The sequence below is a fragment of the Micromonospora humida genome, assembly GCF_016901255.1.
GTDB lineage: Bacteria > Actinomycetota > Actinomycetes > Mycobacteriales > Micromonosporaceae > Micromonospora > Micromonospora wenchangensis.
Genome location: NZ_JAFEUC010000003.1, coordinates 359,311 through 373,052, shown reverse-complemented (window position 1 = coordinate 373,052; position 13,742 = coordinate 359,311). Strand labels below are relative to the sequence as shown.

13 protein-coding genes are annotated in these 13,742 nt (G+C 74.4%); 10 read left to right on the top strand and 3 right to left on the bottom strand.

The window, feature by feature from the left end:
- Positions 1-102: 102 nt before the first annotated feature.
- Positions 103-1,683, bottom strand: coding sequence for a ricin-type beta-trefoil lectin domain protein (locus JQX11_RS08630; RefSeq protein ID WP_307826120.1), 1,581 nt, complete (start codon positions 1,681-1,683; stop codon positions 103-105).
- Positions 1,684-1,920: 237 nt separating this feature from the next.
- Here JQX11_RS08630 and JQX11_RS08625 point away from each other — a divergent pair, with 237 nt between their 5' ends.
- The 3 genes from JQX11_RS08625 to JQX11_RS08615 all read left to right on the top strand — a co-directional run bounded on the left by JQX11_RS08625 (position 1,921) and on the right by JQX11_RS08615 (position 5,640).
- On the top strand, positions 1,921-3,573 hold the full coding sequence (locus tag JQX11_RS08625) for a beta-1,3-glucanase family protein (RefSeq protein ID WP_204924447.1): 1,653 nt from the start codon (positions 1,921-1,923) through the stop codon (positions 3,571-3,573).
- 236 nt (positions 3,574-3,809) lie between these two features.
- The gene (locus JQX11_RS08620) at positions 3,810-4,364 is read left to right on the top strand and encodes a sigma-70 family RNA polymerase sigma factor (protein ID WP_204924446.1); all 555 of its coding nucleotides are present in this window, start codon (positions 3,810-3,812) and stop codon (positions 4,362-4,364) included.
- Between the two features lie 100 nt (positions 4,365-4,464).
- A complete protein-coding gene (locus JQX11_RS08615; RefSeq protein ID WP_204924445.1) occupies positions 4,465-5,640 on the top strand; it encodes a zf-HC2 domain-containing protein in 1,176 nt (391 codons plus the stop codon).
- A gap of 140 nt (positions 5,641-5,780) precedes the next feature.
- Here the strand turns inward: JQX11_RS08615 and JQX11_RS08610 are convergent, their stop codons facing one another.
- Both JQX11_RS08610 and JQX11_RS08605 read right to left on the bottom strand, forming a co-directional pair.
- A complete protein-coding gene (locus tag JQX11_RS08610) occupies positions 5,781-6,200 on the bottom strand; it encodes a DUF4913 domain-containing protein (protein WP_204924444.1) in 420 nt (139 codons plus the stop codon).
- A 52-nt stretch (positions 6,201-6,252) separates the two neighbouring features.
- Positions 6,253-7,056 carry a lytic transglycosylase domain-containing protein gene (locus tag JQX11_RS08605; protein WP_204924443.1) on the bottom strand — a complete coding sequence of 268 codons (804 nt, stop codon included), beginning with the start codon at positions 7,054-7,056 and terminating at the stop codon, positions 6,253-6,255.
- Positions 7,057-7,240: 184 nt separating this feature from the next.
- On the opposite strand from JQX11_RS08605, the gene JQX11_RS08600 reads away from it, so the two are divergent.
- From JQX11_RS08600 to JQX11_RS08570, 7 genes are all read left to right on the top strand, one after another.
- Complete coding sequence (locus JQX11_RS08600; protein WP_232377473.1) at positions 7,241-7,771, top strand: DUF6668 family protein; 531 nt, start codon at positions 7,241-7,243, stop codon at positions 7,769-7,771.
- Entirely contained in the window at positions 7,768-8,097 is a 330-nt protein-coding gene (locus tag JQX11_RS08595) for a hypothetical protein (protein WP_204924442.1), read from the top strand. Before JQX11_RS08600 ends, JQX11_RS08595 begins: the two co-directional genes overlap by 4 nt.
- 115 nt (positions 8,098-8,212) lie before the next feature.
- Positions 8,213-8,569 (top strand): hypothetical protein, encoded by a 357-nt coding sequence (locus JQX11_RS08590; RefSeq protein WP_204924441.1) that lies wholly within the window; start codon positions 8,213-8,215, stop codon positions 8,567-8,569.
- On the top strand, positions 8,566-9,279 hold the full coding sequence (locus tag JQX11_RS08585; RefSeq protein ID WP_204924440.1) for a DUF8175 domain-containg protein: 714 nt from the start codon (positions 8,566-8,568) through the stop codon (positions 9,277-9,279). Before JQX11_RS08590 ends, JQX11_RS08585 begins: the two co-directional genes overlap by 4 nt.
- Complete coding sequence (locus tag JQX11_RS08580) at positions 9,280-10,467, top strand: hypothetical protein (protein WP_204924439.1); 1,188 nt, start codon at positions 9,280-9,282, stop codon at positions 10,465-10,467.
- A 54-nt stretch (positions 10,468-10,521) separates the two neighbouring features.
- The gene (locus JQX11_RS08575) at positions 10,522-12,015 is read left to right on the top strand and encodes an SCO6880 family protein (protein WP_204924438.1); all 1,494 of its coding nucleotides are present in this window, start codon (positions 10,522-10,524) and stop codon (positions 12,013-12,015) included.
- Entirely contained in the window at positions 12,012-13,742 is a 1,731-nt protein-coding gene (locus JQX11_RS08570; protein ID WP_307826119.1) for a putative type IV secretion/conjugal transfer ATPase, read from the top strand. The genes JQX11_RS08575 and JQX11_RS08570 overlap by 4 nt, the downstream gene beginning before the upstream one ends.

Sequence of the window (13,742 nt, the reverse complement as noted above, 5' to 3'; positions counted from 1 at the left end):
TCGACACCGGTACCGGGCCCCGGTAACCGCCGGGCCCCGGTGGTCCCGACGCGACGGGCTCCGGTGGGCAACGTGCCCACCGGAGCCCGCCTGTCGGTACGGCTACCGCCGGGTGAAGGTCTGCTTCGGGTTGAACACGCAGATCCAGGACATCATCGGCGCGCCGACGCCGTGCCCGTCGACGTCCAGGCAGCGGTCGGTCTCCCGGTTGAACAGGGAGGTGCGGCCGTTGTGCTCGATCCACTCCCACTTCTGGGCGGGATTGCCGCTGCACACCGCGACCTGCACGGGGGTGCCGTCCTTCTTCTCACCCCAGGCCACGTCGAGGCAGAGCCCGTTGGCCCGGACGCTGCCGTCGGAGCGGAAGTCCCACCACTGCGACCGCTCCTCCCGGCACTTGTTCAGCACCGCCCGTACCCCGTCGCTGGTCCCGGCGGTGACGCACAGCCCGGTCTCCTTGCCCACGAGCTGCTTGGTGCCGGCCGGCCGGGTCGGTGCCGCCGCCGGCTTGGCCGACGGGCTCGCGGGCGGCGGCGGGGCGGTCGAGCTGCCCTTCGGGCTGGGCGACGGTGACGCCGGGGGCGTCACGGTCGGGCTGGGCGACGGCGACGCCGACGGCGGTGCCGGCCGCAGCCGGTTGTCCAGGGCGTAGTAGTCGGTGTGCTCCCGCACGGTCCGCAGGAACGCCTGCGTCCCGGCGTCCAGGTCGCCGCCGGCCTGGCGCACGGCGGCCGGGCCGTTGCGGTACGCGGCCAGCGCCAGCAGCGACGGGTCACCCTCCAGCCCGGACAGCTCCTTGTGCAGGGCGCACAGGGCCGTGCCGACCGCCGGGATCGCCGCCTGCGGGTCCCACGCCGAGGCGTCGGACGGGCCGTACGCCTGCCACACCTCGGGCCGGAACTGCGCGACACCCCGCTGCCCCTCGGGGCCGAGCAGGTTGGCGTCGAACCCGGACAGCGCCATCAGCTGGGCGGCGACCAGCGGCGGCGTCACCTCGGGGCAGACCGAACCGCCCCGGACGACGAGCGCCGTGTAACTGCCGGGCACCGCCTTGGGCTGCTGGACGCCGGAGCTGGGTCGGGGCTGGCCGGAACCGCCGAACGCGGTCAGCTTGCCGTAGTAGGCGGCGTACCCGCTGGCCTGGTCGACGTACTCGACCGCGTCGGTGGGCACCCCCTTGGCGTCACGTACCTCGTCGAGGCCGGTGTGGAACGCGGCCAGCGAGAGCCGCCAGGTGTCACCCGCGACGTCGGCCAGCCGGACCTGGCCGCTGAGGTCGCACATCAGGTGGGCCAGGGCGAGGATGTTCGCGGCCGGATCGGAACGCTCCGCGCCGGGCCACGGTGCCCACGACTTCCACGCGGCGGTGTCGAGACCGGCGATGCCCTGCCCGCCGGAGGTGGTCCGGTCGGCCCGACCGTCCAACCCCGACTCGGCCATCAGCTGCCCGGCCAGCCGGGCCGGGGTGAGCGTCGGGCACGAGCGGGCGGCGGCCTGGATGGTCGTCAGGTGTTCCTTGGAGACGGGCCGACCGGTCAGGTCGTCGTCGCGGGCCTCGGCCGCGCCCCAGCCGACAGCGGCCACCACCATGGACAACACGGCGAGTCCGGCGACGACGAAGGCTGCGGTACGACGGGGGATCGACCCCAGTCGGGCGAGTACGGAGGGGTGATCGGATTTCACGGGAGGTGTCCCTTCCGGCGTGGCGACATCGCTGTCGTGACGGATGCGCGATGTCCCCGGTTCACCGGGCTCGAATCGGATCTGGTGATTTTGGTCCGGTCGACATTGAACCGAGGGGTACGGCGGGCCGTCAACGTGGCTACCGCCGGGCCGGGCCGACGTCACACCGGGCGTCGGCGGCGATGGCCGTGTCGTTGATCGGAGCTTGGGATGCTTTCTCGCCGCAGGGTACTCGGGATGGGTTTCGCCGGCGCCGCCGTGGTCGGCGTGCCGCTCGTGGCGGCCCCGTTGATCTCGCGGGCGCGGGCCTCGGGCGGTCTGCCGCTGAACGTGGTGAACAGCACGGGCCGGTTCGCCAACTCGGCGATCCGGATGTACGTCGTCGGCACCGACGCGGAGACCGGGGCGATGGGCTACGTCCGGGAGAGCGGACAGTTCACCCCGGCCGACCCGGCGCACAACGGCCCGGACGGGGTCGCCGACATCGGCGTGCGGCTGGCCGATTCCGGGGTGACCCGGTTCGTCCTGCCGATGATGTCGGGCCGGATCTACTTCGCCATCGACGGCGAGCTGCGGTTCACCGTGGTCACCGACGGCAACGGGCGGCCGGCGTTGCAGTACCCGGTCGGCTGGGTGGCCGACGACCCGAGCTTCGGCGTGCTGCACGACTGCTGTGAGTTCACCTACAACGCCTCCGGCATGTTCTGCAACACCACCACCGTGGACATGTTCAGCATCCCGATGTCGATCCGGTTGCTCGGTGACGTGGAGCAGGCCACCGGCAAGCTGGTCGACGGCGGCCGGGACGCGATCTTCGCCGAACTGGCCCGCCAGCCCGGCTTCGAGCGGCTGGTGGTCGGCGACGGGCTGCGCGTCATCGCACCGGGCAAGGGCATCGAGACGGGCCGCTTCGACCCGGCGTACTACGACGGCTACATCGCCGAGATCTGGGACCGGTACAGCCGTTCCGAGCTGCGGATCCACGGGGCGGAGGGCACCGTCCGGGGCCGGGTGGTCGACGGGCGGTTCGCCTTCGACGGCGGGGTTCGCACCTTCGACCGGCCCTCCACGCTCAACGTGTTCCACTGCGACGGCGCGCTCGCCGCACCCAACGACAAGCTCTCCGGCCCGGTGGCGGCGGTCCTCGGGGCCGGGTTCAACCGGTCGGTGCTCGACCAACCGGACCAGCCGACCACCAGCCGGGACGCCTACTACCAGCATCCGGTGACCAACCACTACTCCCGGGTGCTGCACCGGCACAGCGCCGACGGCCGGGCGTACGGCTTCCCCTTCGACGACGTCGCCGACGACGCCTCCTACATCCAGGACGTCGCGCCCGGGGAGATGACCATCACGCTCACCCCGTTCGGCGGGGGCACGGCCGGACAGCCGGCACCCGAGGTCGAGCGCCCGGTGGTCGTGGAGCGCCCGGTGGTCGTCGAGGAGCCGGTGGTCGTGGAGGGGCCGGCGGCCGTCGTCGCCGCCCGGGGCGTGGGCCAGGAGATCGCGGCGGCCAGCTTCGACCGGCAGCAGGGCGTACGGAAGGAACCCTCCAGTGAGGGCGGCGAGCACCTGGGCTTCCTCGCCCACGGCGACTGGGCCGGGTACCGGGGGGTCGACTTCGGCCGTGAGCCGGCGACCCAGTTCCAGGTGCGGGTGGCCTCCGGCGCGCCGCAGGGCGTCTCCGGCCTGATCGAGGTACGCCTCGACGCCCCCGGCCTGCCGCCGGTGGGCAGCATCGCGGTGGCCAGCACCGGTGGCTGGCAGAACTGGGTCACCGTGCCGGGGAACCTCGGCCCGGTGACCGGGGTGCACGACGTCTACCTCACGTTCGCCAGCGGCCAACCCGAGGAGTTCGTCAATGTCCGCTGGCTGCGTTTCACCCGATGAGCGCGGCCACCCTCGTCGCCCCGGCGTACGACACCGACCGGTGGGCCGCCGCCGCGCCGTCCACCGTGGCGCCGTCCACGGCCGCAACCCGGCGGCACCTGTCGACCGGTCGACGGCCCGGTCGACCGTCCGATGAGCACGGTTATGCTCTCTTCCTAGGCGGGCTCGACGTCGAGACGACGGCGCGGCCGTACGGGGGCGACCCGTACGTCAGGGGGAGGCGTTCTGTGTCGGCGGTGCCCAACGAAGCGCCCGGGGTGACCGGCGACGCGGCGACCGAACGGGCCTCCCCCGAGGCCCTGATGCGCTGGATCCACGAGCAGTACCGGGGACCGCTGCTGCGGTTCCTCACCCGACTCGTCCTCGGCCGGCAGGAACTCGCCGAGGACCTGGTCCAGGAGACATTCCTGCGCACCTGGCGGAACCTGGAGACGCTGGCGGAGGACCCGCGCCGGATCGCCCCGTGGCTCTACACGGTCGCCCGGCACGTGGCCATCGACGCGATGCGCGCCCGGCAGTCCCGCCCGCCCGAGGTGGCCATCCCCGACCTCAACCGGCTCGCCGCCACCGACGACGAGATGGACCGGGTGGTCAGCACCCACACCGTCCGGTTGGCGTTGCAGCAGATCAAACCGGAACACCGTGAGGTGCTCGTCGAGATGTACTACAAGGGCTCCTCGGTCGCCGAGGCCGCGCAGCGACTGGGAATCCCGGAGGGTACGGTAAAGTCCAGAACGTACTATGCGGTGCGCGCGCTGCACGCAGCGATCGGCCCGACCGAGTCGTCGTGATGACGCGACGTGTCGGTTTCCCGCTCGATCTCCCGGACGGTCGCCGTCCCGGGGGTCGTCACACCGTCACCGGTGTCTCCGGGTCGAGAAGGGGGGCGTGATGCGCACCGGGGGTGACCATCCCACCGCTGAGCACGCCGCCCTGGCTCTATACCTGCTCGGCGCGCTCGACGACGTCGACCGGGTCGCGTTCGAGGCCCACCTGGCCGGTTGTGACGAGTGCCTGTCCGCGGCGGGCGAGATGGGCGGCGTGACCAGTGCCCTCGGTGGGCTCGACGCCGCCGACTGGGACGACCTCGCCGGCCTGACGCCCGAGTTCCCGCTACCGCCCGGATTCGGCCCCCCGCCGGACCCCGCCCACGCCACGCCGCCGGCCGACCTGCCACCGGCCCTTGCGCCCCCTGCCGACCTGCCCCCTGCCGACGCGCCGCCTGCCGATCTGACGCCGGCCGACCCGCCGTCGACGGGTCTGCCACCGGGCCCGCTGTCGGCCGACCCGCCGCCGGTAGGCCCGCCCTCTCCCACCGGTTCTGGTCAGCCGGCGGCACCGGTGCCTGTCGCGCGCCCGCCCGCCGACTCGCCCCCGCCGCCACCTCCCGCCGGCGGCGAGCCGGTGACACCCACCGCCGACGGCGGTCCGGCGGCAGCCGCCGGGTCGGCCCCGCCCCCCGCCCTGGCCGCCGACGCCGGGTCGCCCGCCGACGTAGCGCCGGTCCCGCAGTCCGGCACGCCTGTCGCGGCACCTCGACGGGGTGACCGCCGGGGGGCCGGTCCGCGTACCACCGGCCGTGGGGCTGGCAGCCGCCCCGGCGGGGACCGGCCCGCGACGGCCCCCGGCCCGGGAGGCACCCGCCCCGCCGACCCGGCCCGGCGTCGCCGGATGGTCCTCTGGGGCGGGGTGGCCGCCGCACTGGTGGCCGTCGTCCTGGCCGGCGGGATCGCCGCGGTCACCGGCTTCGGCGACCGCAGCGGCGTGGTGCTCACCGCGACCGGGGAGGCGCCGGCCGAGGGGGTGAGCCTCTCCGTCGCGATCACCACCGACGAGGGGCGGGGCTCCACCATCCGGATCACCGCCACCGGCCTGCGCCAGGGCCTGCGGTACCGGCTGTTCGCGGTGACCCGCGACGGCGTCACCCACGTGGTGCGGGACTGGACCGCCTCGACCGGGCCGCAGGAGGTGACCGGCGAACTGTCGCTGCCGGTCGCGGACCTGGCCTTCGTCACCGTGGGCCTGGTGGACGGCACCGCGATCGTCACCGCCCCGATCTCCCGCTGAGCCGCCCCGGCCCGCCCGGCCCCGATCTGCCGGGGCTCGGGCTCGCGCGATCCCGGCCCGGATCTGCCTGGCCGGCCCCGGACCTGACGGCCCGACCCCGGACCTGACGTGCCGGTCCGGGGCCGGGCGGGCCGCCGTGGTCAGTACGGGTCCGTGTGCGGGATCTCCTTGGCCCGGTGCGCGCCCGCCTTGCAACCGGCGAACGGCCCGGCCGGGTTGCGCAGGCTGGTCAGCACCGGTTCCAGGTAGTCGCGGTGCCAGTTGGCCGGGCCGCACAGTCCCGCCTCCGGGCCGGTGAGTTCCTGCCAGGCCAACCACAGGCCGTGTAGCTGCGCCACCGCCTCGGGGTGCCGCCACCACTGCCCGCACCACGGCGCGGTCGAGGACGCCTCCCGGGCGTAGATCGGCACGAGCAGTAGCCGGACCCAGTTGCTGAGCAGCTCCAACTCCTCGACGTACTCGTCGTCACGCAGGTAGAGGATGAACGGTGAGGTGGGCGGGCGGTCGTCCGGCGGCACGTCGTCGGCGCGGGTCTGTTCCTGCGGGGTCGTCACCGTCATGGACACTCCTCATCGGTCTGCCGGTCGGATCGGTTCCGCCGGTCGGTACGGTTCAGTCGCCCGAGGCTCCGGGGCTGGGCGAGGCGGTCGGCGGGAACGACGGCGGCGGACCGCCGAGCCCCTGGTACTTGGCGAACAGGGACCGGACCTGCGCGAGGTAGAGCTGGGCGGCGTTGGTGGAGGGGACGCCACCGGCCCGGCGTACCTCGTCGATGCCGACGGCGTACGCGGCGAGCGTCAGGTCGAGCACCTCACCGATCGCCTCGCCGTTGTCGAGCAGGGCCTGGGCCTGCCCGGCCAGGGCGCAGACGTGCTTGGCCTGGGCGGCGATCGAGTCCTCCTCGTCGACCGCGTCGGTGTCGCCGTCGTCGTCGGTGTCCTCGCCGTACCGCGTGAAGACCGTGGGCGGCAGTTGGGAGATGCCCCTCTCCCCGTTCGGGCCGACCTTCGCCGGGTCCCACCCGGAGGCCACCTCGATCTGTGCGGCGATCACCACGGGTCCGATCTGGGTGCAGGTCTTCCCGGCGTCCTCGACGCTGTCCGCCAACCCCTCGGGCACCTGGTCGGGGTCGAGCGTGCCCTTGCCGTCGCCCTGTGCGGCGGCCAGCGAGTCGTCGGCGGCGCTGACCGGGTCGGCCGACCCACCGCCGCCACCGAAGAACAGGATCAGCGCGACGAGCGGGGCCAGCAGCACGCCCAGCGCGCCGATCACGAAGACAGCGGCGGCCCCGACCACTCCGGCCACCGGGGTCGCCAGGCAGCTCAGCCCGGCCGCGACAGCCGCGCCGATCAGCGCCGCGCTGCTCCGGTTCGACCCTTGCGTCGGCTCCGCGCCGTCGTTGTCGGACGCTGCCATGTCGCCTCCCAGGCTGGTCACCACCGCGGTGGAAAAAAGTTCGTCCCCGGCGTGAACCGGGTGGCGGGGCCTGTCGTAGTGGCGTCCGTCGACCGCCCGGCCCGCCGTACTGACGGGTCCGGACCCGGGGTGGTTCAACCGGGACGTCGACGAAGTGGAGCGACATTCGACAGGAGGTGGGTGCATGGGGTCCGCGACGATGACCGACCCGGCACCGCGGATGCCACCGGGGCCGCCGTCCGTCCGGACCGGTCCCGGGGCGGCGGTGTCCCGGCGGTCCCTGTCCGAGACGGGGCTGGGCTGGATCGCGGCGCACGGTGGCGCCGGCACGACGACGCTGTCCCGGCTCTTCGGCGGCGTCGACCTCGGCTGCCGGTGGCCGGACGCCGCGCGGGCGGAGCCGGCCACGGTGATGCTGGTCGCCCGGACCAACGCCGAGGGCATGCGGGCGATGTCCCGGGCGCTCAACGCGCTGCGGGAGGGGCGGCATCCGCCAGGCATGCGGCTGGTCGGTCTGGTGCTGCTCGCCGACGCCCCGGGCCGGCTGCCGTCGGCACTGGCCCGCCGCATCCGGGTGCTGCGGTCGGTCGCGCCGGTGCACCGGGTGCCGTGGATTCCGGCGTGGCGGCTGGGACAGCAGCCCGCCCGGATGCCCAAGGCCCTGGACCGGCTGCGGATGGCGACCGGGTCGGCCGGCGAGGGGAGGACACCGTGACCTCCGGGTACGGGATCGTCGCCGCGTTCCTCGCGGGTGCTCCGGCGGCGGCGCCCTCCCCGCTGCCGGCCTTCCAGCCCCCGCCGCCGTACAACCCGGCCGGTGGCGCGGCCGACGACCTGCTGAACCTGCTCGCCTGGGGGGTCAGTGCGGCGGGCGTCGCCGGGCTGCTCATCCTCGGCATCTCGATGGCCATCCAACTCAACCGGGGTGTGCCCGGGGAAATGAGTGACCACTTCCGCGGGGCGGTGTTCGTCGCGATGGGCTGCGTGCTCGGCGCGACCGCCGGACCGCTCGTCATGTTCTTCGGCGACCTCGGACTCTGAGCCGATCGCCGCCGGCCGCAGCGCACCCCGCACTGCCGGCCCTGTCCCACCCCGTCACCGCCGGAGCGTCGTCGACGCCTCCGGTGATGCCACCTGCCCTGAAGGAGCTGTTCCGATGACGTTCACGAGCCTGTCCCAGTACGCGGCGGCCTACCTGTTCGCCCGCCTCCCGATGGCCCCCGACCCGGGGCCCGGTGGCGGGATCAACCCGACCCCCAACGCGCCCGGCCAGCTGAACACTCTGGTGAACAAGCTGTTGGGCCTGATCGCCTGGGCGGGCACCGCCGCCGGGGTGGCCGGGGTGCTGATCACCGGCACGATGATGGCGGTCTCGGTGAAGCGGGGCGAGAGTTCCGAGCACATGTCCCGCCTCGGCCTGGTGCTCGGTGGCTGCATCCTGGTGGCCGTCGCGGGTCCGTTGGCCAACTTCTTCCTCGGTGGTGCCGGCACCACCGCCGGTCAGCCGCAGTGACCGGCGGACGAGGCCGGTCCCCGGCGGACCCGCCGTTCTGGGCCGAGCGCGGCTGGCTGCTGTCCGTCGCGTTCCTCGCCGGCATGGCGTTGCTGGCGGCGGGGGTCTGGGTGTCCGGGGCGACCCGGCAGCCGGAGGTCGACCCGGTGGCCCGGACCGCCGCCGACGCACAGGTGGCACAGTGTCCGTCCCGACCGGTGGTGGCGGCCGGGCCGGCGGTGCCACCTGACGACGTGGCGTGGCGGACCCTCGACGGCGGCGACCGGGTGCCGGTCTCCGCGACGCAGGGACCGTCGCGCACCGCCGACGGGGTGCTGGGCTGTTTCGCGCACACCCCGGTCGGTGCGGTGCTGGCGGCGCACGCCGTGCCCACCCAACTGGCCGGGCCCGCCTGGCGGGTCGTGGCCGACCGGCAGGTGCTGCCGGGGCCGGGCCGCGACGTGCTGGTGGCCCGGCTGGGGGCCGCCGCCGGGGTCGTCACCAGCCGGGGCGGCGGCAGCTACGCGGGCTTCGCCCTGGTCCGGTACGCGGCCGACGCCGCCCGGGTGCAGCTGCTGGTCAAGACCGGCGCCGGGGGCTACGTGGCGACCCTGGTCGAGCTGCGCTGGGACGCCGGTGACTGGAAGGTCGTGCCGTCGCGGGCCGGCGTGGTGCACGCGTCGCTCGGCACGGTCACCGGCAGCGCCGGCTACACACTCTGGAGGAAGTAGATGGGCGGGTGTTCACCTCCCAGTCCCCTCGACATCATCACCGGCTTCTTCTCGTTCCTGGGTGACCCGATCGGCACCCTGGTCCGGATGATCGCCAACCTGATGCTGGCCGCCGCGATCTCGATCTTCGCCGAGTTGAGCGCCTCGGTGCCGACGCTGGGCACCACGACCGAGGGCGGTCCGGACGACGTACCGAGCCTGATCAGCGACCAGATCGAGTGGGTCGTGACGTACCTGGCGATCGGGTCGGTGCTGTTCGCCGCCGCCCGGATGGCGATGGAACGCAAGGGCACCGCCGGACGGACCGCCCTGCAGGGCTTCCTGCGGGTCATCCTGGTCGCCGGGGCCGGGTCGTGGGTGGTGGGCCGGGCGGCCAGCCTCTCCGACGGCTTCTCCGACCACCTGCTCAAGTCGGCGGCCATGCAGGTGATCATGGGTGTGCCGTGTGTGGACAACGGCTCCTCCATCGAGTCGTTCCTGCTGCTGGTGCTGGCCTTCCTGCTGCTGATCGCCGCCATCGTGCACGTGCTGATGCTCTACCTGCGGCTGGGCGTGATGACCATCATGCTCGGCACGCTGCCGCTGGCCGCCGCCGCGTCGATGACGAACTGGGGTGCCGGCTGGTGGCGCAAGCACATCGGCTGGACGGTGGCCTGGCTGCTCTACAAGCCCGCCGTCGGTCTGATCATGTTCTCCGGCGCGGAGATGCTCGCCGTCGGCAGCCGGACCCAGAACTCCTCGCACATCCGCATCGCCGGCATCGGCGTGCTGCTGCTGTCGGCGATCGCCCTGCCGGCGCTGCTCAAGATCGTGGTGCCGGCCACGGCGGCGCTGGGCACCGGCGACCCGACCGGCACCGCCGTCTCGGCCGCGGGCGGCATGGTCGCCTCCGGCGCGAAACGGGTCGCCGGGTCCGCCCTGTCCTCCGGCGGCGGGGGCGGGGGCGCGCCGTCCGGGGCTCGCGGGCCGCAGGGCAGTCGGGGCGACACCGGCCGGCAGGGACCCGCCGGCAGCGAGGGCCGCACCGGCCGTAATGCGGGCGGCTCCGCGGCGGCCGCGGGTTCCGCCGCCCGGCTGGCCGGGCCGGTCGGAGCGGCGATCGACGGGGCGCACCGGGCGGCCCGCGCCGGCCGGAGCATGGCGGCCGGCACCGTGTCGGGCGCGGACGGCGACGCCGGCCACAACTGACAGCGCGGGGCGACGGCCGGCCGGCCGTCGCCCGGGTGAGACGAGGGGGAGGCAATGACGACCGAAGCCGTCATCGAACCGACGTACGGCAACTGGCGTCGGCCGCGCCGGGCCGGGCTGGGCCCGCTCGGCCTGGTCGGCACGGTCGGGGTGTTCGGCGGGCTGGTGCTGGTGCTGCTGGCCTCGCTGGCGTCGCTGCAGGCGGCGTTCGTGGTCGGTGTGCCGCTGGTGGTGGCGCTGCTGCCGATGGCCGTCCGCACCCAGGACGGCCGCAACATGTACCAGCTCCTGACGTTGCGGATCGGCTGGTCGCGCCGGGTGTCCCGGCGCGAGCACCTGTACGTCTCCGGGCCGCTCTCGGCGCGACCGGGTGGCCGGTTCCCCCCGCCCGGCCTGCTCAGCGGGGTGCTCGCCCGGGAGGGTCGGGACGCCTACGACAGACCGTTCGGGGTGCTGCACCACAAGAGCCGCAACCTCTACACGATCGTGCTGCGGTGCGAACCCGACGGCGGGTCGCTCGTCGACCCGGAGCAGGTCGACACGTGGGTGTCGCTGTGGGGGGAGTGGCTGTCCCGGCTCGCCCACGAGCCGGGGCTGCGGGGGGCGTCGGTGGTGGTGGAGACCGCCCCGGACCCGGGCACCCGGCTCGCGGCGGAGGTGCTGCCCCGGCTGGACGCCGCCGCTCCCGCCGCCGCGCGCGCCGTGCTGGAGGAGGTGGTCGAGGACTACCCGTCGGCGTCGTCGGAGATGAACTCGTACATCACCCTCACCTACGCGCCGGTGGGCGGGCCGCGACGGGACCCACAGGACGTGGTCACCGACCTGGCCATCCGGGTGCCGAGCCTGCTGACCGGGCTGATCGGGGCCGGTGGGGGTGTCGCCGAGCCGCTGTCGGCCGAGCAGATCGCCGAGGTGGTCCGGGTGGCGTACGACCCGGCGTGCGCCGCCGAGGTGCTCAGCGTCCGGGCCGAGCACGGCCAGACCGGGCTGGAGTGGGCCGACTGCGGGCCGGTGGCTGCGGTCGAGTCGGTGGACGCCTACCAGCACGACTCCGGGGTCTCCCGGACCTGGCTGCTCACCCTGGCCCCCCGGGGGACGGTGCGCTCCAGTGTGCTGCGCACCATGCTCGACGCGTCCGCCGGGACCCGCCGTAAGCGGGTGGCGCTGCTCTACCGGCCGATCGACCCGGCGACCTCGGCCCGGATCGTCGAGGCCGACCGGCGTACGGCGCAGTTCATGGCCACCTCGGGGCGGGGCATGGTGCAGGCGCGGGCCGCCGCCGAGGTCCGCGCCGCCGAGCAGGCCGCCGCCGAGGAGGCCACCGGGGCGGGGCTGGTGGAGTTCTCGCTGATGCTCACCGTCACCGTCGACGACCGGTCCCAGCTCGACGACGCGTCGGTGCTGGTCCGCAACATGACCGGGGCGACCCGCATCGCGATGCGGCCGGCCCACCGGATGCAGGCGGCGGCGTTCACCTGCACCCTGCCGGCCGGAATCCTTCCGTGGGAGCAGACCGTGCTGCCACACGAACTCCAGGAGGCGATGTGAGCGGCGTACCGGTGGTCCGGGCGGACGGGCTCGGGGCGGGCTGGCCGGCCGGGACCTCGGGGGCGCGGACCGCGCTGACCGGGCTGGTGGGCGACCCGGACGAGGGGGCTCCCGTACCGCCGAAGAACACCCGGCCGCCCCGGCCCCGTCGGGAGCTGCCCGCGTCGGCGCGGGGGTGGGAGGGTCCCGGCGGTGGCCGGGTCGGCTACCTCGACGCGCCCACCATGTGGCGGGCCACCACGGTGCAGGCGTGCGGTCTGTGGCCGTTCTCGGCCGGCTCGGGGGCGCCGATGTCCGGGGTGCCGCTGGGCCAGCACCTCTACACCGGCGCCACGGTCTGCGGTGATCCGATCTCCTGGTTCACCCGGGCCCGCTACATCTCCAACCCGTCGCTGTTCATGCTCGGCATGCCCGGCCTGGGCAAGTCGACCCTGATCAACCGGATGGCGGTGGGCCTGGCGGCGACCGGCGTGGTGCCGCTGGTCCTCGGCGACCTCAAGCCGGACTACGCGGACACGGTCCGCGCCCTCGGTGGGCAGGTGATCCCGATCGGGCGCGGCGTCGGCGGGATCAACGTGCTGGACCCGGGGGCGATGGGGCTGGCCGCCGAGCGCATCGGCGGCCGGGCCGGGCGGGCGCTGGCCGCCGAGACGCACGGCCGGGTGCTGAACATGGTGGCGGCGCTGCTGACCATCGTGCGCGGCCGGGCCCTGGACGACCACGAACAGTCGGTGCTCTCGGCCTGCCTGCGGCACCTGCGCGAACACACCCCGCAGGGCCGGGCCCCGTTGCTGCCGGATCTGTTGCGGGTGCTGGCGGAGGGGCCGGACCGGGTCCGCGCGGTGACCCTGGACCGGGGCCAGGAGAGCCGCTACCGCGACGCGGTGGACCCGCTGCACCGGTCGCTGCTGGGCATCCTCGACGGGGCGTTGGGCGACACCTTCGGCTCGACCACCTCCACCCGGATCGACTCGGACGCCCCGGCGGTGTGCATCGACATCTCCCGCATCGGCGAGTCCGACACCCAACTCACCGCCGCGGCGATGCTGGCCGCCTGGTCCGAGGGGCTGGGCACGGTCGCCGCCTCGCACGCCCTGGCCGACGCCGGGCTGGCCCCGCGCCGCTGGTTCTTCACCATCCTGGACGAGTTGTGGCGGCCACTGCGGGCGGCATCCGGCATCGTCGACCGGATCGACGCGCTGACCCGCCTCAACCGGTCGCTCGGCCTCGGCGATGCAAAGATCACCCACACCCTCAAGGACGCCGAGGCGCTGGGCTCCGACGCCGACCGGGCCAAGGCGCGCGGCTTCGTGGAACGGGCCGGGATCGTCGCCTGCGCCGGGCTGCCGGCGGCGGAGATGACCGACCTGGGCCGGGTGATCGGCCTGTCCAAACGGGAGATCGAGCTGGTCTCCTCCTGGTCGTCGCCACCGGGCTGGGCGAGCACCGGCAGCAACGAGGAGCCACCGGGGCGGGGCCGGTTCCTGATCAAGGTGGGCGGCCGGCCCGGTATCCCGATCCGGGTGTCCATCACCGACACCGAGCGCCGGCTGCACGACACCAACCAGCGCTGGGTGCAGAACGGCTACGCCGCCCAGCAGGCCGCCGAGCGGGCGGCGGCCCGGCAGGCGGCCTTCGAGGCCGAGGCGGAACTGGGCAACCTGGCCACCCGGCCGGAACTGGCCGCCGCCGAGGTCGCCGCCGGCGAGCGGAGGTGGCGGGCGTGA

Excerpts from the sequence above, each read along its gene's own strand:
- JQX11_RS08625 (WP_204924447.1), top strand. The coding sequence starts at position 1,921 with ATGGGTTTCGCCGGCGCCGCCGTGGTCGGCGTGCCGCTCGTGGCGGCC.
- JQX11_RS08615 (WP_204924445.1), top strand. The coding sequence starts at position 4,465 with ATGCGCACCGGGGGTGACCATCCCACCGCTGAGCACGCCGCCCTGGCT.
- JQX11_RS08610 (WP_204924444.1), bottom strand. The coding sequence starts at position 6,200 with ATGACGGTGACGACCCCGCAGGAACAGACCCGCGCCGACGACGTGCCG.
- JQX11_RS08605 (WP_204924443.1), bottom strand. The coding sequence starts at position 7,056 with ATGGCAGCGTCCGACAACGACGGCGCGGAGCCGACGCAAGGGTCGAAC.
- JQX11_RS08600 (WP_232377473.1), top strand. The coding sequence starts at position 7,241 with ATGGGGTCCGCGACGATGACCGACCCGGCACCGCGGATGCCACCGGGG.
- JQX11_RS08590 (WP_204924441.1), top strand. The coding sequence starts at position 8,213 with ATGACGTTCACGAGCCTGTCCCAGTACGCGGCGGCCTACCTGTTCGCC.
- JQX11_RS08580 (WP_204924439.1), top strand. The coding sequence starts at position 9,280 with ATGGGCGGGTGTTCACCTCCCAGTCCCCTCGACATCATCACCGGCTTC.
- JQX11_RS08575 (WP_204924438.1), top strand. The coding sequence starts at position 10,522 with ATGACGACCGAAGCCGTCATCGAACCGACGTACGGCAACTGGCGTCGG.